Here is a 22,476-nt window from a genome sequence, read left to right as displayed (position 1 = left end):
TAGGAGAGTATGACATGACTACCAGACGTAAGTTCCTTGCCGGTGCCGCAGCGGCCCCGGCCGCCCTGGCCACCCCGGCGCTGGCCTCCGGCACCATCAAATGGCGGATGCAGACCTATGCAGGTCCGGCCCTGGCCGAGCACGTGGTGAAACCCGCGATCGACATGTTCAACCAGATCGCAGGCGACCGCATGCAGATCGAACTGTTCTATGCGGATCAGCTGGTCCCCACCGGTGAGCTGTTCCAGGCCATGCAGCGCGGCACCATCGACGCTGTTCAGTCGGATGATGACTCGATGGCGTCGCCCACCGAAGTGACCGTATTTGGCGGCTACTTCCCCTTCGCCTCGCGCTACTCGCTCGACGTGCCGGTGCTGTTCAACAAATACGGCCTGAATGAAATCTGGGACGAAGAATATTCCAAAGTTGGCGTGAAGCACATCTCCGCCGGCGCATGGGATCCCTGCCACTTTGCCACCAAAGATCCGATCCGCTCGCTTGCTGACCTTAAAGGCAAGCGCGTCTTCACCTTCCCGACCGCTGGCCGCTTCCTGAGCCAGTTCGGCGTGGTTCCTGTGACCCTGCCGTGGGAAGACATCGAAGTTGCGGTTCAGACCGGCGAGCTGGACGGAATCGCATGGTCGGGCATCACCGAAGACTACACTGTCGGCTGGGCCGATGTGACCAACTACTTCCTGACCAACAACATCTCGGGCGCCTGGGCGGGTTCGTTCTTTGCCAACCAGGGCAGCTGGGAAGGCCTGCCGGAAGATCTGCAGACCCTGTTCCGCGTCTGCTGTGACCAGTCGCACTACTATCGTCAGTGGTGGTACTGGGGTGGCGAAGCCGACCTGCGCGTCAACGGCCCGAAAATGGAGCTCACCTCGATCCCTGACGCCGAATGGGCACAGGTTGAAGAAGCGGCCTTCAAATTCTGGGACGAAGTTGCGGCCGAAAGCCCGACCAAAGCCCGCGTTGTTGAAATCATCAAGAAGTACAACGCCGACATGCAGAAAGCGGGCCGTCCCTACCGTTACGGCTAAACGCTTGGCCCCTTGGGCCGCATCCAAACCATGTGGCCCCGGCAATTTGCCGGGGTCGCAGCACAGATAGACAAGACCAATGACTAAGGAGCCCCGCACATGCCCGGCATGATGACTTTTGAAGAGCTGAAGACGGCCGTGGCAGACGGCAGCATCGACACCGTTCTGGCCTGTATCGTCGATATGCAGGGCCGCCTGATGGGCAAGCGGTTTGTTGGGCACCATTTTGTCGACAGCGCCTATGAAGAAACCCATTGCTGCAACTACCTGCTGGCAACCGACCTCGAAATGGGCACGCCGGACGGCTATGCCTCGACCTCGTGGCAGGAAGGCTATGGTGACTACATCATGAAACCCGACCTTGGCACCATCCGTCCGGTGCCCTGGCTGGAAGGCACCGCGCTGGTGCTCTGTGATGTGCTGGATCACCACCATCACAAAGACGTCGAACATTCGCCCCGTGCCATCCTGAAAAAACAGGTGGCCCGCGCCGAGGCGATGGGGCTGAGCCCGGTCACCGCGACCGAACTGGAGTTTTTCCTGTTTGAAAAGTCGCTGAAAGAAATCGCCGCCTCGGGCTACCGCGAACTGACCCCGATCTCTGGCTATAACGAAGACTACCACATCTTCCAGACCACCAAAGAAGAGCATGTGATGCGCCCGCTGCGCAATCACCTCTATGCGGCGGGCATTCCGGTGGAAAACACCAAAGGCGAAGCTGAGGCTGGTCAGGAAGAGCTGAACATCAAATACGCCGAGGCGATGCTGACCGCTGATCACCACACGATCGCCAAACACGCCACCAAGGAAATCGCCTGGCAGCAGGGCCATGCCGCCAGCTTCATCCCGAAGTGGCGTCCGGACCGCGTGGGCTCGTCCAGCCACGTGCATCAGTCGATGTGGAAAGAAGGGCAGAACGTCTTCTTTGATCCTGACAAGAAACACGGCATGTCTGATCTGATGCGGTCCTATGTGGCGGGCCAGATCAAATACGCCAGCGACCTGACCTATTTCCTGGCACCCTATGTGAACAGCTACAAACGTTTCCAGAAAGGCAGCTTTGCCCCGACCAAGGCCGTCTGGTCCGTCGACAACCGCACCGCCGCTTTCCGTCTGTGTGGCGAAGGCACCAAGGCCGTGCGGATCGAATGCCGCATTGGTGGCTCGGACCTGAACCCCTATCTGGCGATGGCCGCGCTGATCGCCGCCGGCCTGGCCGGTGTCGAGGAAAGTCTGGAACTGGCCGCACCACTGCAGGGCGACGTCTATGAGATGGAAGGCGTCACCGATGTGCCGCACACCCTGCGTGAGGCGACCGAGACCCTGCGCAATTCGACCATGCTGCGGGCCGCCCTGGGCGACTGGGTGGTGAACCACTACACCCGCGCCGCCGAAGTGGAGCAGGAAGAATTTGACAACGCCGTCACCGACTGGGAATTGGCGCGTGGATTTGAGCGGGCGTAACACTCCGCCCATACCGCCCGGAGGCCCCTGCGGGACGCCTTCGGCGGGAGAGTATTTTTTGCAAGATGAAACTGAGGGGTTTTCTGCCCCTCTCTTACTGGAGTCTGTGGCATGGGACAAAAACTGACATGCATTTCGCCGATCGACGGATCGGTGCTGGCGGAACGTGAAGTGCTGAGCACGGAGGCCGCCAAAGAGGTGGTTGCCCGCGCCAAGGCCGCGCAGGTCGCCTGGGCGGCCCGTCCGCTGCAGGAGCGGATCGATCTGGTCATGGCGGGCGTCGCCAAAGTGGGCGAGATGAACGATGAGATCGTACCCGAGATCGCCAAACAGATGGGCCGCCCGGTCCGCTATGGCGGCGAATTTGGCGGCTTTAACGAGCGTGCCAGCCATATGGCCAAGATTGCCGAGGAAAGCCTCGCCGATATCGAAGTGGGCGAAGACGCCACCTTCTCGCGTTACATCAAGCGCGTGCCGCATGGTGTGGTGCTGGTCGTGGCGCCGTGGAACTACCCCTATATGACCGCGATCAACACGGTCGCCCCGGCGCTGATCGCGGGCAACACCGTGGTGCTGAAACATGCCACCCAAACCCTGCTGGTGGGTGAACGTATGGTTGCCGCCTTCACCGAAGCGGGCGTGCCGGCGGATGTGTTCCAGAACGTCTTCCTCAGCCATGACACCACGTCCGATCTGATAGCAGCCAAGAGCTTTGGCTTTGTGAACTTCACCGGTTCTGTTGGGGGTGGCCGTGCGATGGAACGCGCTGCGGCGGGCACCTTCACCGGTGTGGGGCTGGAACTGGGCGGCAAGGATCCGGGCTATGTCATGGAAGACGCCGATCTGGACGCCGCCGTTGATACGCTGATTGATGGCGCGATGTTCAACGCAGGCCAGTGCTGCTGCGGGATCGAACGGATCTATGTGGTTGAGAGCCTGTTTGACGATTTCGTCGCCAAGGCGGTGAAAATCGTTGAGGGCTACAAGCTGGGCAACCCGCTGGAGGAAGAGACCACCATCGGTCCGATGGCCAATGTGCGTTTCGCCGATGAGGTTCGTGCCCAGATCGTTGAGGCCATTGCGGCAGGTGCCAAGCCGCTGATCGACCCGGCGCTGTTCCCCGAAGATGGCGGGGCCTATCTGGCGCCGCAGATTCTGGTGGATGTGACCCACGACATGCGCGTGATGCGCGACGAAAGCTTCGGTCCTGTTGTCGGCATCATGAAGGTGAAGGACGACGCCGAAGCGATCGCACTGATGAACGACAGCGACTTTGGTCTGACCGCTTCGCTGTGGACCCAAGATGTTGAACGCGCGCAGACAATTGGCGATCAGATCGAAACCGGCACCGTGTTCATGAACCGCGCTGACTATCTGGACCCCGCGTTGTGCTGGACCGGCTGCAAAGACACCGGTCGCGGTGGCGGCCTGTCGGTCATCGGCTACCACAACCTGACCCGTCCCAAATCCTACCACCTGAAAAAGGTGACCGGCTAAGCCGGCTGTTTGAGAGGAACAAGAATATGATACTTACCGCTAACTGGTCCTATCCCAACGCCATCCGCTTTGGTGCGGGCCGCATCAACGAACTGCCGGACGCCTGTGCCGCCGCTGGCATGAAGAAACCCCTCTTGGTCACTGACAAGGGCCTTGCGCCGCTGCCGATCACCGCGCAGGCGCTGGACATCATGGAAGCCGCGGGTCTGGGCCGTGGCATCTTTTCCGAGGTGGATCCGAACCCGACCGAGGTGAACCTTGACGCAGGTCTGGAAGTTTACCGTGCTGGCGGTCATGACGGTGTGATCGCCTTTGGCGGTGGCTCGGGTCTGGATCTGGGCAAGATGGTGGCCTTTATGGCCGGTCAGACCCGTCCGGTCTGGGATTTTGAGGATGTGGGTGACTGGTGGACCCGCGCCGACAGCGATGCCATCGCACCGATCATCGCTGTGCCAACCACCGCCGGCACCGGATCCGAGGTTGGCCGCGCTTCGGTTTTGACCAATTCGGAAACCCATGAGAAGAAGATCATCTTCCACCCGAAGGTTCTGCCGACCGTTGTGATTGCCGATCCTGAGCTGACCGTGGGCATGCCTCCAATGATCACCGCCGGCACCGGCATGGATGCTTTCGCCCACTGTCTGGAAGCCTTCTGCAGTCCGCATTTCCACCCGATGTCGCAGGGCATCGCGCTGGAAGGTCTGCGTCTGGTCAAGGAATACCTGCCGCGCGCCTATAAGGACGGCACTGACATCGAAGCCCGTGGTCAGATGATGGCTGCTGCTGCAATGGGCGCAACCGCATTCCAGAAAGGTCTGGGCGCGATCCATGCCCTCAGCCATCCGATTGGCGCGATGTACAACACCCACCACGGCACCACCAACGCCGTCGTGATGCAGCCGGTGCTGCAGTACAACCGCGAGGCTATCGAAGAGCGGATCGAACGGGCCGCGGCCTATCTGGGCATTGAGGGCGGCTTTGACGGCTTCTATGCCTTCGTAGGCGAGCTGAACGCGGCTTTGGGCATTCCGGCCAACCTGACCGAGCTGGGTGTGACCGATCCCGACAAAGAGGCAATCATCAAAGGTGCGCTGGGTGATCCCTCGACCGGCGGCAACCCTGTCGAAATGACCGAAGACAACACCCGCGCCCTGTTGGACGCCTGTTTCTAATACCTTTGTTCTAAAACCTAGGGCGGGGTTCTGGCCCCGCCCTTCGCTCATGTCCCGGATCGCTTTGGAGACCCCCAGTGACTCAAAAGGATGTATGCGCGGACAAATCATCTTTGATTCTGCTAAAAACGAATCAGTTGGACGGCCCCACTGTCTGACAGAAGTGAACAATCGCGGCTTGGCAGCGCCGCTGTTTCTCGAATTACTCTCCCCTTAGTTGCAGCATTAACCTGTTTTACGAGCACGAGGCCTGTCCGAACGGCCTAGCGCCCCCGTTGCCCTGCAATTCGCGCGACAAAGGCCTATCGGGACGTGCACATCGAAATTTTGACTGTCGATGTCAAAATTTCGGATCACATCTGATTTAGGGGCGCTAAAACTTCTCGGCGGGAAACAAGTAAATTGTTTATGGAAACCGACCTCTGGCAGATCCAGGCGGTCATTGTCACATCTACGTAAACAATGAGCCCACAAACCTGTCAAAATTCCCACTTTTTTCGCAAGACGGCAATTGGCACGCAGATTGCAAAGCGGTCGCGCTCCAGCCCGGAAATTCGCCTTTAGGTATCCCTGCGTTAACCGATTTTTCGCCGTAAAAACGGGCCACTAGGACCTTTGGCCTAGCGTCACCTGTGAGTTGCAATTGCGGCGCTTACGTTGACGGAAAAGGGCGAAATTGCCATAAATGTGTCGAGAGATCGGCGCGACTGTGGGGAAAACTCACAGAAAGTTCCGCTCAAAATCGCAATGCGTTTGAGCGAAACACGATGTGGGGGCATCAACCCGATCCCTATGAAACCTGCTCCGGGCGGTGCTCTGCCAGCTGCCCGGCGTCAAATGAAAAGTTTTGGTTTTTTCCTGTCTGACGCAGCCGCGTTTGGCAGGGGCCTTTGGATTGTGTCTGACCCGTTCAGACGCGATGCGTTGGCACACGCTCACTGACCCCGGGGAGGGTTTGGAATGAACATGCACGTTTCAGCAACATCCACCACATTGGATGCCGCTCTGGATGCCGCCAAAGACGCAAGCGAGTTTCCCGCCCGCGTTTCCAGCTGGCGCCCGACCACCAGCGCCTACCGATCTGCCGGCAAGCGCGTTCTGGACGTGGTGTTGGTGCTGCTGATGGCGCCGCCGGCGCTGTTCATTGTGACGCTGCTGGCGCTGTTTATCATGCTGGACGGCAAATCGGCCTTCTATCGCCAGCGCCGTGTGGGCAAGAACGGCGAAGAATTCTCGATGCTGAAACTGCGCTCGATGGTGCCCAATGCCGACAAAGCGTTGGAGGCTTATCTGGCCAGCAACCCAGCCGCCCGCGCAGAATGGGACCGCGACCAGAAACTGACCAACGATCCGCGGATCACCCGCTTTGGCCGCTTCATCCGCCGCACTTCGCTGGACGAGCTGCCGCAGCTGCTGAACGTGCTGACAGGTGATATGTCGCTGGTCGGCCCACGACCGATGATGCCCTGTCAGCAGGTCATCTATCCCGGCACCGAGTATTACGCCATGCGTCCCGGCATCACCGGCTACTGGCAGACCTCTGTCCGCAACGAAAGCAGCTTCCGTGATCGGGCCAAGTTTGACGCCGCCTATTTCCACGATCTGTCGCTGGTGACCGATGTGAAACTGCTGTTCGCCACCGTGGGTGTGGTGATGGGGGCAACCGGCCGCTAAGGCTGACGCTCAAGGCCGCGTTTCAGCAAAAAACCACTGGAAAAGACATCACAATGTCGAATGGTCGCTCCGGCGGCCATTTTTCTGCCTTAACCCTGCGCTAGAACTAACGGTACTCATGAGAAACCCTGCGGTCGCTCCGCGGGACGGGCAAGACGCCCATTGGATGGATCCGAACGTAAATGGTACCAAACACATTTGCATATCTGGTGCTGGGGGCTTGGCCCTTCATTGCCTTTGCGCTGTTTCGCGCGCTGCCGTCCGGACGGGCGCTCCTGGCAAATGTGTTCATTGCCTATCTGTTCCTGCCACCGCCACCCACCAAATTTGACCTGCCGCTGACCCCGCCGCTGACCAAAGACACGCTGCCGCAAATCGTTGCCCTGTTTACGGCGATGTACCTCTACAAGGACAAACTGGTTCTGTGGCCCCGAAACAAACTGGTGGCCACTGTGCTGGCGGTGTTTGTCTTCTCACCGATTGCCACCACATTGCTGAACACGCACCCGATTTTCTTTGGGCGGATCGGCATTCCCGGGCTGGGGATCAAGGACGCGGTGGCGCTGGTTATGCTCCAGTTCATCATGGTGATCCCGATGCTGCTGGCCTACAATTTCCTGCAGCAGGAACGTGATCAGCGCGACCTGCTGATTGCCTTTTGCCTGTTCGGATTGATCTATTCGCTGCCGATGCTGATTGAGGTCCGTCTCAGCCCGCAGCTGAACACCTGGATCTACGGCTTCTTCCAGCACAGCTTTGAACAGATGGTTCGCTACGGCGGCTTCCGTCCGATCGTGTTCCTGTACCACGGCCTATGGGTGGCCTTCTTTGCCATGCTTGCTGTCAGCTCGGCCGCGGTGCTGGCCCGCTCCGAGGTGGGGCTTAACCGCGGCATCGCCCTGGTCTCAACGCTCTACCTGCTGGCGGTTCTGGTGCTCTGTAAATCAGCGGGCTCCCTGCTTTATGCTATGTTGCTGCTGCCGATGATCATGCTGCTGCCGCGGGCGCTGAAACTGCGGATTGCGCTTGCGATTTTGGTCTTTGCGCTGGCCTACCCGATCCTGAAAGGGGCGGGCATCCTACCTGAAGAACAGCTGTTGCAGGCCATTGCCCGCCTGAGCGAAGACCGCGCCGGTTCGCTGCGCTTCCGGCTCGACAATGAAAACACCCTGCTGGCCCGCGCGATGGAGCGGCCAATCTTTGGCTGGGGCAGCTGGGGGCGCAACCAGATTCTGGATCCTTACACCGGCGCGATCACCACCGTGACCGACGGGCGATGGGTTATCTCGATCGGGCAGTTTGGCTGGGTTGGCTTCCTGTCGGAAATGCTGCTGCTGTCGCTGCCCATCGTGCTGTTCTGGACCAAGACCCGTGGCAATGAACAGATGATCTGGTCACCCTATGTTGGGGGTATCTGCCTGATGCTGGCGATCAATGTTCTGGATCTGCTGCCCAATGCCACACTGACTCCGCTAACCTGGCTGATGTCCGGCGCACTGCTGGGGTATGTCGAAAACGCCAAAGGTCTGGCCCGCGAACCGAAGATGCGGTTGCGCTCGGTCATGTAAGAGTTTTCCGTCCCGCCGCGCTGGCCAAAAGCGGCGCTTTCCGGCACTCTCGCCGCCGCAATGACCCGAAGGACCCTCGAAATGCCCCGCTTCTTTGCTGCCCTTTCCCTGATGCTGAGCGTGGCCCTGCCGCTGAAAGCACAGGCCGCCGAGTTGAAAGCCTTCTTCTTTGGCAATTCGCTGGTCCATCATCTGGAAGGCCTGCCGCAAACCTCGGTGCCGTATTGGCTACAGATCATTGCCCGCGAGGATGGCAACAGCCTGAAGGCGGATGGCAGCTGGGGGTTTGTCCCGAACTTCGCCGAACGCCTGCCACCGGAGCCCAACTGGTCAATCTCAGGCGTGCGCTCTGCTTGGTCGCCACGCTTGGGACGATTTGCCGAGGCAGGCGTCGAAACCGTGGTCATCAATCCGGCCAACTTCATCCAGTACCAGGCGCCAACCCACCGCTATGACGGCGAAAACCCACAAGGCTACAGCCCCGTTTCGGCCACCCTCAAGGTGATGGACTGGGTGCGCGAGGACGCGCCGCAAACCCGAGTGTTTGTCTACGAAGGCTGGGCTGAACTGGCCGCTGACTCCAAACGTTTCCCGCCCAAACCGGCAGAACTGCAACGGTTCTGGGACCGGAACGCAGGCAAGTATCATGAATGGTATGTCGCCTATGTAGACGCGCTGCGCACCGAACGCCCGAATGCGCAGGTTGCGCTGATCCCCGTGGCCTCGACCCTTGCACGGTTGATGGCGCTGCCGGAGTTGCAGGACATCACAGGAACCGACCTGTTCACCGACGATGCGCCACACGGCACTGCCACAACCTATCTGCTGGCCGCTCTCATCGCTTATGAACCTCTGTTTGGCCAACCGCTGCCGATGTCGCTGGAACTGCCTAACACCGTGCACGCATCCGTCCGGCAGAACTACACCGCGATACGCACCGCCCTGACCACCGCGCAGTCAACACGTGCGAAACCGTCTCAGACCGCGCCTTCGGTGGCCACCGAAACAGCCGACACCCAACCCCAAACCCCTCGCGTCAAGCGCCCCAAGGCGGCCCCGCCACGTGCGGTGCCCAAGCCGGAGGTTCCCGCATTGGCGATGGGTCTGGAAGGGATTGCCGACTGGTCCACCCAATACCCCTTTATCAACGTGATGAAGTCCGCTCGCCCGTGGATCGGTCACAAGCCCGACCAGTGGGGCGGCTGGGATGATGATCAGTTGCAGGCCGCTGGCCACCTCAGCCCGGAAGGCTGGCCACTGTCGATGCCCGAAGATGTGAACCGGCTGGAGGCCTTTGTTCTCACCGATCTGCCCGAGGATGCGGGCTATTTTACCGGCCGTTACCGGTTGACCTACGAAGGTCAGGGCGAGATTGAGCTGATCGGACGCGCCCAGAACATCGAGGCCCGCGCAGGGGAGATCTGGTTTGACTTCACCCCCGGTGATGGGCTCGTCGCTATCTCGCTCAGCGCCATCAACGGCAGCGACCCGATCCGCAACATCGCCATCGTCCAGGAACGCCACATCCCGTTTTACGAGCTGGGCCATGTGTTCAACCCGGATTGGCTTGCGCTGGTCGAGGATCTTCGCGTGTTGCGCTTCATGGACTGGATGTTCACCAACTCCTCGCCAATCACCACCTGGGACGAACGCCCACTCATGTCCGACTACACCTGGCGCTGGCGCGGCGCCCCGTTGGAGGCAATGGTGGCACTGGCCAATCAGATCGGTGTGGACCCGTGGTTCAACATGCCCCACGCCGCTGACGATGCCTTCATGCGGCGGTTTGCCGAAGTGGTGGAACGCGATCTGGACCCAATCCTCAAAGCCTATGTGGAATATTCCAACGAAATCTGGAACTTCATCTTTGATCAGGCCGCCTACACCCGTGAAAAGGCCGAAGAACAGTGGGGCGTCAGCGACAAGGACGCCTGGATGCAATGGGGCGGCGTGCGCGCGGCCGAGGTCATGGCGATCTGGTCCGATGTTTACGGCGAAACAGCACCGGATCGTCTGGTGCGGGTGGTGGCCACCCACACCGGCTGGCCGGGACTAGAGGAAGCGGTGCTGGAGCCGTCGCTGCACCGCAAGGCTGACCGAAACAACCGCCCCCCCGCCGAAAGCTTCGACGCCTATGCGATCACCGGCTATTTCGGCTATGAGCTGGGCGAAGAGGACAGCGCCCGCCGTGTATTGCAATGGCTGACCATCAGCGAAAGCGAAGCCCTAAAGCGCAGCCACAAGACACTGCGTGACGGGGCGGTGAATGAACTGACCGAAGAGCTGTTTCCCTATCACGGCAAGGTGGCGCAGAAATACGGCTATGACCTGATCATGTACGAAGGTGGCACCCATGTGGTGGGCCACGGTGCCTATATCAACGACGACACGCTGACCGCCTTTTTCAACCGCTTGAATTATTCACAGGAAATGGCTGCACTTTACAGCGACGTGCTGGAAGGGTGGACCGCCGCCGGTGGCACCCTGTTCAACGCTTTTGTCGATGTCTCCAAACCCAGCCAATGGGGCAGCTGGGGCGCCAAGCAGCATCTCTGGGATGAAAACCCGCGGTGGGACACGTTGATCCGCGCCAATGCCGCGATGCCCTCTGACTGGGAAACGCGGGCACCAGGGGCTTTCCAACGTGGCAGCACCCGCGCCGGCAGCGCCGCGGACGACATGATCGAAGGCACGATGCTGGCGGACACGCTGGTGGGCTATTCCGGTGACGACTGGTTCCTGAGCCTGGGCGGCGCAGACATGCTGCATGGTGGCCCCGGTGTGGACACGGCCGTTCTGCCCGGCGCGGCTGCGGACTATCAACTCAATTGGGCGGGCGCGTTTCTGTTGGCGGATGGTCCCGACGGTCAGCTGATCCTGCGCAGCATCGAACAGCTGGAGTTTGAGGCCACCCCCGGCCAGATCTACGCTGTCACCCCGCGCAGCTAAGCGCGGCGGCGGGCCCTCACGCGATCAGCCCTGCTTCGCGCGCCAGGGTTTCGGCGCCACGTGCGGCATCAAAGCGCCCGATCACCGTCTGCCGCCCCGCCTGCCCAATCGCCATGGCGCGGTCGGGGTGATCAATCAAAGCCCGGAACGCTTCAGCTAGCGCCGCTGGCGTCTGCGGCGGCACCAGAATACCATCTGTGCCGTTGCGGATCAGTTCTGGTACACCGCCCGCGTCAGTGCCCACCACCGGACATTCGCAAGACATCGCCTCCATATAGGCCACGCCCAGCGGTTCGGCCCAGCTTGCCAGCACAAAGATATGGGCGGCGCACAGTTTCTGTTTCACCACCTCTTCTGACACAGCCCCCAGCAGGCGCACGTGGCCCACCAGGCCAATTTCACTGATCTGCTGCTCCAACTCGCGCCGGTATCCATCCCCGCCTGCGTCATCCTCCCCAGCGATTTCAAGCTGCACGTTGATGCCCTGTTCCAGCAACAGTTTCACCGCATGGAACACATCGACATGGCCTTTGACAAAATGCAGCCGGGCGCAGGTGAACAGTCGCAGAACCTCGCCGTTCTGATAGGGCTGATACGGCGCTTCGCGCTGCAAACGGTCGGTATCGACCCCCATCGCCTGTAACACCAGCCGCTCTGGCAAGGCATCGCCCAGCGCTGGTTTGATCTCTTCCATCAGCTTCTGGGTGATGATGGTGGCAAACTTGGCACCACGCCATTTGAAACGTTGGCCGGGTCCATAATCCTGCAAGGGGCCATGCAGGCTGACCGAATAATCAAGTCCGTAGAGCGCATGGGCCAGTGCGGCAATCATCGCTGCACGGCCGCAGGAATGCGCATGCACATGGGTGATCCCCTGCGCCCGACAGGACCGCGCCAGACGCACAGCCGCCGGGGCCGAGATCAGCACATCCCGCCAGTAGCCCCAGCCGTCCTGATCCTCTTTCAACTGTTTCCAGGGCATTCGCAGCGCGGCCCACACCAACTCCAGCGGGGAACGGCTGGCCAGATATTCGGTCCGCTGCATCGCCCCCCGAGACCAGCTGTGTGACACCAGCCCAGGCGGCGGCGGCGTGGTGGAGTAGAAGACCGGATCGATGCCCATCGCCTCCAGTTTCAGGATTTCACGCCAGAAAAAAATATGCGTCTGGCCCGGGAACTGGGGCACAAGATAGCCAAGCTTGGGCTGTTCAGGCATGGTTGCAAATCCTTTCAACGCATAACTCTAGGTTAAATATTGATCTGTTGCTCACCCGTCGGTAAACAAGGCCACTGCATTTTTTGACCAATCGCTTTTGCCTGTTTATCAGCAATGACAAGATGTTGCAGGATAATCTCATTCGGGGCCTGCCCCGCATCGCTTCAGGATCAAGGCGCCTATGCTTTCAGTCATCATCCCTGCCCACAATGAGGCCAAGGTGATCGCCGCCTGCCTGACCGCAGTGATGCAGTCGCGTCTGCCCGCAAACGGGATGGAGGTGCTGGTCATCGCAAATGGGTGCAGTGACGAAACAGTGGCCATCGCACAGCGCTTTGTCGGAGGCCCCGTGCCGCTGCACGTGCTGGACCTGCCCGAAGGTGGCAAGATGGCTGCGCTGAACGCAGGCGATGACGCCGCAAAAGGCGACATGCGGGCCTATCTGGACGCCGATGTCACAGTCAGTCCCGATCTGCTGCACCAGATCGCCGTGGCGCTGGACATCGACGCGCCGCGCTATGCCACTGGTCAGGTTCAAATCCCACGTGCACGCAGCGCCGTGACCCGCGCCTTTGCCCGTTTCTATCTGACCGTGCCCTTCATGCGGATCGGCGTGCCGGGCTGCGGGCTATTTGCCGTGAACGCCGCCGGCCGCCGCCGTTGGGACCAGTTCCCCGACATCATCGCCGATGACACCTATGTGCGGCTGAGCTTCGCCCCCGACGAACGCATCGGCGTTCCCGCCCCTTACAGTTGGCCACTGGTCGAGGGGCTGAGTAACCTGATCAAAGTCCGCCGCCGTCAGGATGCAGGTGTGGCTGAAATTGCTGCCCGTTTCCCCGAGCTACTGCAAAATGATGACAAGCTGCCCTATCCCAAAGTTGCGTTGGCCCTGAACGCCCTGCGGATGCCGCTGGCCTTTTGCACCTACGTGCTGGTACGGCTCTGTGGCAAACTGGGACGCGACCACACCACATGGAGCCGTGGCCGATGATCAACACTTTCCGTCGCTTTGCCCTTGGCTCTTCTCTGATGGAGCGCGCCCTGCGCAGTTCGGCCATCACGTCACTGGGCTTTGTCGCTTATCAGTTTCTGCGGCTCCTCTCCAACCTGGTCCTGACCCGCATCCTCTTCCCCGAAGCCTTCGGGCTGATGGCGCTGATTTCGGTTGTGATGATGGGCTTGGCGATGTTTTCCGACGTTGGCGTCAGCCCCGCCATCATGCAGAGCAAACGCGGCGACGATCGCGATTTCCTCAACACCGCCTGGACCATCCAGATCATCCGCGGCGCCTGCCTTTGGGTGGTGGCCTGTCTGCTCGCCTATCCGGCAGCCCTGCTCTACAACGAACCGCAACTTACACTTCTCCTGCCTGTGGCCGCGCTCAGCCTGCTGATCAACGGCTTCAACCCCACCAAACTGGAAACCGCCAACCGCCACCTGCGCGCGGGGCGAGTCACCGCCATCGATCTGGGGGTGCAGATCGTGGGGTTGATTGTGGCCATCGCCGCCGCCTGGCTGACCCAAAGCGTCTGGGCACTGGTGATCAGTGGCATTGCAGCCGCCGCCGTACAGGTGGTTTTCTTACAGGTCTTCCTGCCCGGCCCCCCCAACCGGTTCCGCTGGGAACGTGAGGCCGCACAAGAGCTGATCAGCTTTGGCAAATGGATCTTCCTGTCCACGGTCTGTGGCTTCTTCATCGGACAGGGGGACAAACTGGTGATCGGCAAATACCTAAGCCTGGAAGAGTTTGGCGTCTACAACATCGGCTTCTTCCTGGCCTCTTTCCCGCTGCTGATGGGCGGTCTGGTCACCCGCAAAGTGCTGATCCCGATCTACCGCGAAAGCCCCCCACGTGAGAGCCGCGAAAATTTCCTGCGGCTGCGCAAAATGCGCCTGCCTGCGACGGCGGTGCTGATCGTGATGTTGCTGGCTGTGGCGGCACTGGGGCCTTGGCTGGTAAACCTGCTCTATGATCCGCGTTACATGGCTGCAGGGGCTGTGGTGGCCTTGCTGGCCTGTATGCAAATCCCGCAGGTGATTGTGCTGACCTACGATCAGGCGGCATTGGCCACTGGCGATTCCAAACGGTTCTTTGTGCTGGCTCTGGCGCGCGCCATCCTGATCTTTGGCGGGCTGATCGTCGGGCTGGAGGCCTATGGCCTGATCGGCGCCATGCTGGGCCTTGGGGCTGCCTATGTGCTGGCCTATCCGGTGGTCATCTGGCTGGCCCGCCATCAGGGCGCCTGGGACCCGCTGCACGACGCGATTTATTCCATTTTGGGGATGATCGGCGGCGGGTTGATTGTGATGCTGCATTGGGACAGCATCCTTGTCCTGTCGCATTAGGCCTGACCCAAAGCATAGTCAAAGGCGCAAAAAACCTCGGATTTTCCCGAAAAAACAGGGGTTGCGCCTCAAAGAGTCCATAATCTTCCCGTATGTTGTTTTGAATACAGCTGTTTCAACGAGTTTGTTTTGATGTCGGAAACAATGCCCAAGGATCATGCGCCCCTCCCCGAGACCGGCGCGGACATTGCAATTGTCGGTATGGCCGCCCATTTGCCGGGGGCCGACAGCGTGCAGGACTACTGGCAAAACCTGCGCAACGGCATCGAATCCATTCGCCATCTCAGCAAAGACGAACTTCTGGCCGCTGGCGAAGCGCCGCACCTGCTGGAACGGGACGATTATGTCCCCGCTGCCGCCCCTCTGGACGGGTTCAAAAACTTCGACGCAGAGTTCTTTGGCTTCTCCCCAAAAGAGGCCGCCATCCTTGACCCGCAGCACCGCCAGTTTTTAGAGGTCTCTTGGGAAGCCTTTGAAAATGCCAGTCACGTGCCGGAAAACTTTGACGGTCCGATTGGCGTCTTCGGCGGCTGCGGCATGGGCAGCTATTTCTATTTCAACATCTGTTCAAACCGCGATCTGGTCGACAACACCGGCATGTTCCTGCTGCGCCACACCGGCAATGACAAGGACTTCATGGTCACCCGTCTCAGCCATGTGCTGGACCTGAAAGGCCCCTCGATCAACGTGCAGACGGCCTGCTCTACCTCGCTGGTGGCAACCCACTATGCCTGCCAGTCGCTGTTGAACGGCGAATGTGACATGGCGCTGGCAGGCGGGGTCACCATCGAGCTGCCGCACGAACGCGGCTATGTCTACAAAGAGGGCGAGATCCTGTCGCCCGACGGTCATTGCCATGCCTTTGACCACCGGGCGCAAGGCACCGTCTTTGGCTCGGGCGCGGGTGTTGTGGTGCTGCGCCGGCTGGAAGACGCGATTCGCGACGGCGATCACATCTGGGCCGTCATCAAGGGCACCGCCGTGAACAACGATGGCGCCGCAAAGGCTGGCTATCTGGCGCCTTCGGTCGATGGTCAAGCCGCCGCCATTGCGAATGCCCATGCCCTGTCCGACGTCACCGCCGACACCATTGATTATGTAGAATGCCACGGTACCGGCACCTATCTGGGCGACCCGATTGAGGTGGCGGCACTGACCCAGGCCTTCAGCGAAACCACTGCGGAAACCGGATTTTGCCGCATCGGATCGGTGAAAACCAACATCGGCCATCTGGACACCGCCGCAGGCGTGGCCAGCCTGATCAAAGCCTCGATGGGGTTGCACCACCGAGAAATGCCCCCTTCGCTGGGCTATGAAGCCCCGAACCCGGCCATTGATTTCGACGGATCCCCCTTCCGTGTGAACGACAGCCTGCGTGACTGGACGTCACACAAAGGCCCCCGTCGGGCCGGTGTGAACTCGCTGGGGGTTGGCGGCACCAACGCCCATGCCGTGCTGGAGGAAGCCCCCGCACGTGCCGCCTCCGAAGACAGCGATTTCCCGTTTCAGATCCTGACCCTCTCTGGCCGCAACAAAGCCGCGCTGGACGGCAACACCGCCCGCCTTGCCGATCATCTGCGGGGGGAACCGGACCAACCTCTGGCCGACATCGCCTGGACGCTGAAAGAAGGCCGACGCGCCTTTGAAAAGCGCCGCGTCGTTGTTGCCGAAACCCATGCCGAAGCCGCAGCCCTGCTGGACGAAGGTGACCTGCGCCGCGTCTTCACCCATACCGCGCTGGACGCACCCGAAGTGGTCTTCATGTTCCCCGGTGGCGGCGCGCAATACGCTGGTATGGCGCGTGACCTTTACGAAGTTGAGCCCGTCTTTGCCGAATGGATGGACCGCGGCCTCGACCATCTACAGACGCTGATCGACTATGACATTCGCGCCCTGTGGCTGCCTGAACACGAGGCCGAGGACGCCGCCAATGCGGCGCTGAAACAGCCTTCGGTCCAACTGCCGCTCATCATGATCGTGGAATATGCGCTGGCGCAGCTTTGGATCAGCTGGGGCGTCAAACCTACCGCGCTCACTGGGCATTCGATGGGGGAGAATACCGCCGCCTGTCTGGCAGGTGTCATGCGGTTTGAAGATTGCATCAGCCTTGTCCATCTGCGCGGCCAGTTGTTCGACACGGTGCCGGCAGGCGGTATGTTGTCTGTGTCTCTCTCGGCAGAGGAACTGACACCGCTCTTAGGTGACGATCTGGACCTTGCCGGCGTCAATGCCCCCAACCTGTCTGTTGCCACCGGCCCGCAGGCCGCGTTGGACCGTTTGCAGGCTGAATTGTCGGTGAAAGACGTCGACGCCCAGCGCATCGCCATCGACATCGCCGCGCACAGCCGCATGTTGGATCCGATCCTTGATCGTTTCCGCACCTTCCTGCAATCCATCCCGCTCAGCGCGCCACAGATCCCCTTTGCCTCTAACCTGACCGGCGAAATGATCACCGAGGCACAGGCCGTAGATCCCAACTACTGGGTCGATCATCTGCGCAACACGGTGTTGTTTGCGGACTGCATCGGCACGCTGGCCGAAGAGGGCACGCGCGTCTTCCTAGAGGTTGGGCCGGGCAAAGCGCTGTCCTCGCTCACCGGCCAACACCCTGAGGTCAGCCCCAACCAGGTGATCTCGACCCTGCGCCACCCGCAGGATGACATTGCCGACGACATGTATTTCGCCTCCATGCTAGGCCGCATCTGGGCCGTTGGCGTGGATTTCGACTGGGGCCAGTTCTGGGGTGAGGCCCGGCGCAACCGTGTGGTGCTGCCGACCTATGCATTCCAGCGGCAGGAATATTTCATTGAACCCGCCGCTCACAGCGACAGCACAGCCGAAACTTGGCTGATGCGGCAAGAGGATATGGCCGACTGGGCCTATCGCCCCGCCTGGAAGGCGCGTTATGCTGATTGCCTGAGCGATCTCAACGCGCTGAACGACACAGCCCCCGAAATCTGGCTGATTTTTGAGGACGAGCATGGCCACGGCGCCGCGCTGTCCAAACGCCTACGTATGGCAGGACATGAGGTCACGACAGTACGCCCCGGCGATGGGTTTGCAAAGGTTGAGGGCGGCTACCTCTTGGCGCCAGAACACGGCCGCACCGGATATGACCAACTGATGCAAGATCTCTCGGCCCAGGGCGCCTTGCCCAGCCGTATTCTGCATATGTGGCTGCTGACCGAGGATGAAAAATGCCGACCCGGTTCGTCCTTTTTCCATCGCAATCAGGAATACGGGTTTTATTCCCTGCTGTTCCTCAGCCAAGCGATGAGCGATCAGGGGCTCAGCGCCCTGCATCTGACCGTGGTGACATCCGACGCCATACAGGTGCGCGACGAACCGCTGGCCTACCCCGAGAAAGCCACCGTCATGGGGCCTGTTCGGGTCATCCCACGCGAATTCCCCGGTGTGACGGTTGCGGTGCTGGACCTCTCCCTGCGTCAATCTGGCAAACGCCGCAAAGCAGGGCCGCTGACGGACATTTTGCTGGAGGAAGTACTGGCAACACCTGCAAACCTCACCGCCGCATTGCGGGGCGGCAAACGGTTTGAGCTGGACTATGCCCCAACCCGTTTCGATGTGGCCAAAGATCTGCCACTACGCGACGGCGGCACCTATATGATCACCGGTGGCTTTGGCGGCATCGGCACCACCCTGGCCGAGGCGCTGATCGCCCGTTCCGGTGCCAATATCGTCCTATTGGCCCGCTCCCCACTGCCGGACCGCGCCGACTGGGACGACTACCTGCGCAAAAACGCACCCGCTGACCCAATCAGCCGCCGCATTCGCACCGTGGAACGGCTTGAATCGCTGGGCGGCAAGGTGATGGTACTGGCGGCGGATGTGTCCAACGTCGAAGACATGCGTGAGGCACTGCGCAAAGCCCGTGACACCTTTGGCGATGTGCATGGGTTGATCCATGCCGCAGGGGTCATCAAAGACGCCCCGATCCTAGGCAAATCGCTTAGCGATATTGAGGATGTTTTCACCCCGAAAATCCACGGCACACAGGTGCTGGATGAGATTTTCCCCGATGGCACATTAGACTGGATGGTGGTGTTCTCCTCCTCCTCGACAGTGACGGCACCTGCGGGGCAAGTGGATTACGTCGCAGCCAATGAATACCTCAACGCCTACGCCAAATCGCGCAGTGGCGGGCAAACCCGCGTGCTGGCCATTGATTGGGGCATTTGGGCTGAGGTCGGCATGGCCGCCGACGCCATGGCCGAACGCATTGGCAAAGGGCAAGCTGCCGAAGTGACGCCAACCGATAAGCCGCTTCTGACCGAAATGACCTTTGACGAGGCCGGCACCCGCCTGTTCCGCAACACCCTGTCCACCGATGACTGGGTGATGGACGAACACCGTACCAAAGCGGGGGACATCCTCCTGCCCGGCACCGGCTATCTGGAACTGATCGACGAAGCCCTGCGCGCCCACGGCGAAGCGGGTGCCTATGAGGTGCGCGATCTGTTTTTCTTAGCGCCTCTGGCAGTGCAGGCGGGGTCAGAAACCGCAATTCAGCTGCGCTTGCCGCGTTCGGATCAGGGCTATGACCTCACCGTCGAAAGCGCCGTTGGCGGGGGGTACGGGCTGAACGCCGAAGCCTCGGTTGAGCTTTTGCCGCTGGAGGCTCCGGCCCCGCTGGATCTGGAGGCAATCACCAAACGCTGTGGCACGCCTGTGCACAGCGACCTGCCGCTGGCCTCCGCTCAGGAAAAACACCTGAATTTCGGCCCGCGCTGGAAGGTGCTGCGGTCCTACGCCTTTGGGGCGGGCGAAGGCATCGCCACGCTGGAACTGCCCCAAAGCTACACCGCCGATCTGCAGGATTTTGCCCTGCATCCCGGCCTGCTGGACATTGCCACCGGCTGGGCGATGGAGCTGATTGCAGGGTACAGGGGCGATCACCTCTGGGCGCCGGTCAGCTATCACCGCGTCCGCGTTTATTCGCCGCTTGAGGGCCGTATCCTGTCCTGGGTGCGCAACGCCGCCGACAACAGCACAGACCATCCAACCGCCAGTTTTGACATCACCCTGACCGCGCCGGACGGCACTGTGTTGCTGGACATCGAAGGGTTCTCAGTCCGCAAGCTGACGGGTGGCCTCAGCCTCACCCCTGCCGCTGCCAGCGCGCCGACCGATGGCCCCCGCCCGCTGTCGCCGGCCGAAGAACGGTTGCAACACAATATCGCACAGGGCATCCGCCCCGAAGAAGGCGCTGAGGCCTTCTTCCGTGCTTTGGGCTCCAACCAGACGCAGCTTGTCATTTCGTCGTTGAACCTGCCCGCTTTGATCGATCAGGCGGCGGCGGATCAACAGGGTGAAAGCGCTGAGCAAACCTTCCAACGCCCCGAGCTGGATCAGGATTACGCCGCGCCAGAATCCGAGGTGGAAAAACGCCTGGCCAGTTTCTTTGCCGAATTGCTGGGCGTGGATCAGGTGGGCATTGACGACAGTTTCTTTGACCTTGGCGGCCACTCGCTGATTGCGGTGCGCCTATTCGCCAAAATCAAAAAGGCCTATGGCAGCGACTTCCCGATTTCCCTGCTGTTTGAGGCCCCCACTATCCGCAAGATCGCAGCGCAGATCCCGGATCAGGGAGGTGCCGCGCCTTCCGAAGGTGCCGAGGTGACCACGCTGCAGCCTGAACGCCGGTTCACCCATATCGTGCCCATGCATCAGGGTGAGGGCGGCCGCAAAACGCCCTTCTTCCTCGTGGCTGGCATGTTCGGCAACGTGCTGAACCTACGCCATCTGGCCCATCTTCTTGGGGCCGACCGCCCGTTTTATGGGTTGCAGGCACGCGGGTTGTTTGGGGACGCCGAACCGCACCGAGACATTGCCGAAGCGGCCCGCGATTACATCGCCGAAATGCGGCAAGTGCAGCCCGAAGGCCCCTATATGATTGGTGGTTTCTCTGGCGGTGGCATCACTGCAATGGAAATCGCACAGCAGCTGACCGCAGCAGGCGAAGAGGTCAACCTGCTGGTGATGCTCGACACGCCACTGCCGCTGCGTCGGCCGCTGTCCAAACGAGACCGTATGGTGATCCAGTGGCAAGAGCTGAAACAAAAGGGACCGGGCTATATTGCCAAATGGGCGGTGAACCGGATCCGCTGGGAATTTGCCAAACGCCGTCAGGTGGTGGAAACCGGCGACGCCCCGGCCCAGTTCCACAACGCCGAGATTGAGGCGGCTTTCCTGGCCTCGCTCAACACCTATCAGCTGCAACGCTGGGACGGGCCACTGATGCTCTACCGTCCGCCGCTGCAGGGCCGCTGGCAGGTGGCACCAGACCGGCTAGTGAACTCGGAACGGGCCTATGTGCTGCATGACAACGATTGGGGACAATGGGCCCCTGCGGTTGAGGTCTTCGAAGTGCCGGGCGATCACGATTCGATGGTGCTGGAACCCAATGTGCGGGTGCTGGCCGCCCGCATCCGTGACGCCATCAGCGCCGCCGAGGCAACGCCCAAACAGCCGCCACAGAAGAAAGCCGCCGAATAATGCCCACCCCGCGCCTTCTAACCGTGATCCTGAACTACCGCACCGCTGCAATGACCCTGCGGTCGCTGGCCGCTGCACGGATCGCGATGGAGGGTATCACTGGCGAAATTGTGGTGGTCGACAATGCCTCTGGCGACGGCTCGTTTGAGACGATGCGCGACCATGTGGCGGCGCAGGGCTGGACCGATGTGCGGGTGCTGGCGTCCGCCGTCAACGGTGGCTTTGGCGCAGGCAACAACTTTGGCTTTCTGGCCGGTCTCAGCGATGGCAGCACTCCTGATTATGTCTATGCCCTGAACTCCGATGCCTTCCCCGAAGCGGATGCGATCCGCGCGCTGCTCAGCCATATGCAGGCCCACCCGAAGACCGGCTTTGCTGGCAGTCACATCATTGGCGAAGACGGGGAGACCCATCTGACCAACTTCCGCTTTCCCTCCATCGCCAGCGAATTTGAAGGCGCGCTCCGCTTTGGCCCTATCTCGCGGCTGCTGGCGCACAAACGGGTCCCCGTAGAAACCCCTACGGTCACCGGACCGGTAGAGTGGACCGCAGGGGCCAGCCTGATGATGCGGGTCGACATGCTGCAAGAAATTGCACTCTTCGACGAATCCTTCTTCCTTTATTTTGAGGAAACCGATCTCTGCCTGCGGGGCGCTCGGGCGGGCTATGCCTGTGATTTTGTATGCGAAAGCCGGGTGACGCATATCGGGTCGGTCTCAACCGGGATGGGACGTTGGCAGGAAACCCCCGGCTACTGGTTCGATTCCCGCCTGCACTATTTCACTAAAAACCACGGGGTCGGCACCGCCGTTCTGGCCACACTGGCGCATATCGCGGGGGGCGTCCTGCACCGGTTGCGCCAATACGCCCGTGGCCAAAAACCTGCGGATCCACCCAAGTTTCTGCGCCACATGATCCGCCACGCCTGCACCAAGCTGTGGCAGGGGCGGCGTGCGGTGCGTTCACCGGATTTTACCCCTTCTGCGCGAGGGTCAGCCCCCGCCGCGATTTCTGTGCCTTCGGAGTGA

The 22,476-nt window shown here is 60.8% G+C and carries 12 protein-coding genes; 11 read left to right on the top strand and 1 reads right to left on the bottom strand.

Annotated features, from left to right (window positions below; translation table 11 throughout):
* The first annotated feature begins 14 nt into the window (after positions 1-14).
* The 7 genes from SIC14_RS06600 (at position 15) to SIC14_RS06570 (ending at position 11,367) form a co-directional block, all read left to right on the top strand.
* Positions 15-1,043: a TRAP transporter substrate-binding protein gene (locus tag SIC14_RS06600; protein ID WP_058242602.1), complete on the top strand. Its 1,029-nt coding sequence runs from the start codon at positions 15-17 to the stop codon at positions 1,041-1,043.
* A gap of 99 nt (positions 1,044-1,142) precedes the next feature.
* Positions 1,143-2,507, top strand: coding sequence for a glutamine synthetase family protein (locus tag SIC14_RS06595; protein ID WP_412565032.1), 1,365 nt, complete (start codon positions 1,143-1,145; stop codon positions 2,505-2,507).
* Between the two features lie 111 nt (positions 2,508-2,618).
* The gene (locus tag SIC14_RS06590; RefSeq protein ID WP_412565031.1) at positions 2,619-4,004 is read left to right on the top strand and encodes an aldehyde dehydrogenase family protein; all 1,386 of its coding nucleotides are present in this window, start codon (positions 2,619-2,621) and stop codon (positions 4,002-4,004) included.
* Between the two features lie 26 nt (positions 4,005-4,030).
* Positions 4,031-5,176: an iron-containing alcohol dehydrogenase gene (locus tag SIC14_RS06585; protein WP_412565030.1), complete on the top strand. Its 1,146-nt coding sequence runs from the start codon at positions 4,031-4,033 to the stop codon at positions 5,174-5,176.
* Positions 5,177-6,136: 960 nt separating this feature from the next.
* Positions 6,137-6,850 carry a sugar transferase gene (locus SIC14_RS06580; RefSeq protein ID WP_412565029.1) on the top strand — a complete coding sequence of 238 codons (714 nt, stop codon included), beginning with the start codon at positions 6,137-6,139 and terminating at the stop codon, positions 6,848-6,850.
* Positions 6,851-7,032: 182 nt separating this feature from the next.
* Complete coding sequence (locus tag SIC14_RS06575) at positions 7,033-8,418, top strand: hypothetical protein (RefSeq protein ID WP_412565028.1); 1,386 nt, start codon at positions 7,033-7,035, stop codon at positions 8,416-8,418.
* 81 nt (positions 8,419-8,499) lie between these two features.
* The gene (locus SIC14_RS06570) at positions 8,500-11,367 is read left to right on the top strand and encodes a calcium-binding protein (RefSeq protein WP_412565027.1); all 2,868 of its coding nucleotides are present in this window, start codon (positions 8,500-8,502) and stop codon (positions 11,365-11,367) included.
* A gap of 16 nt (positions 11,368-11,383) precedes the next feature.
* Here the strand turns inward: SIC14_RS06570 and epsE are convergent, their stop codons facing one another.
* Positions 11,384-12,583 carry an exopolysaccharide biosynthesis GT4 family glycosyltransferase EpsE gene (epsE, locus tag SIC14_RS06565; protein ID WP_412565026.1) on the bottom strand — a complete coding sequence of 400 codons (1,200 nt, stop codon included), beginning with the start codon at positions 12,581-12,583 and terminating at the stop codon, positions 11,384-11,386.
* Between the two features lie 181 nt (positions 12,584-12,764).
* Between epsE and SIC14_RS06560 the strand changes: the two genes are divergently transcribed.
* From SIC14_RS06560 to SIC14_RS06545, 4 genes are all read left to right on the top strand, one after another.
* Positions 12,765-13,577, top strand: coding sequence for a glycosyltransferase (locus SIC14_RS06560; RefSeq protein ID WP_412565025.1), 813 nt, complete (start codon positions 12,765-12,767; stop codon positions 13,575-13,577).
* Entirely contained in the window at positions 13,574-14,932 is a 1,359-nt protein-coding gene (locus SIC14_RS06555) for an oligosaccharide flippase family protein (RefSeq protein WP_412565024.1), read from the top strand. Before SIC14_RS06560 ends, SIC14_RS06555 begins: the two co-directional genes overlap by 4 nt.
* 132 nt (positions 14,933-15,064) lie before the next feature.
* The gene (locus SIC14_RS06550; protein WP_412565023.1) at positions 15,065-21,448 is read left to right on the top strand and encodes a type I polyketide synthase; all 6,384 of its coding nucleotides are present in this window, start codon (positions 15,065-15,067) and stop codon (positions 21,446-21,448) included.
* On the top strand, positions 21,448-22,476 hold the full coding sequence (locus tag SIC14_RS06545; protein WP_412565022.1) for a glycosyltransferase: 1,029 nt from the start codon (positions 21,448-21,450) through the stop codon (positions 22,474-22,476). Before SIC14_RS06550 ends, SIC14_RS06545 begins: the two co-directional genes overlap by 1 nt.

Source organism: Thalassobius sp. MITS945101 (genome assembly GCF_047123305.1).
In the GTDB taxonomy this organism is placed as follows: Bacteria; Pseudomonadota; Alphaproteobacteria; order Rhodobacterales; family Rhodobacteraceae; genus Thalassobius.
This window is presented reverse-complemented; position numbering and strand designations above follow the sequence as displayed.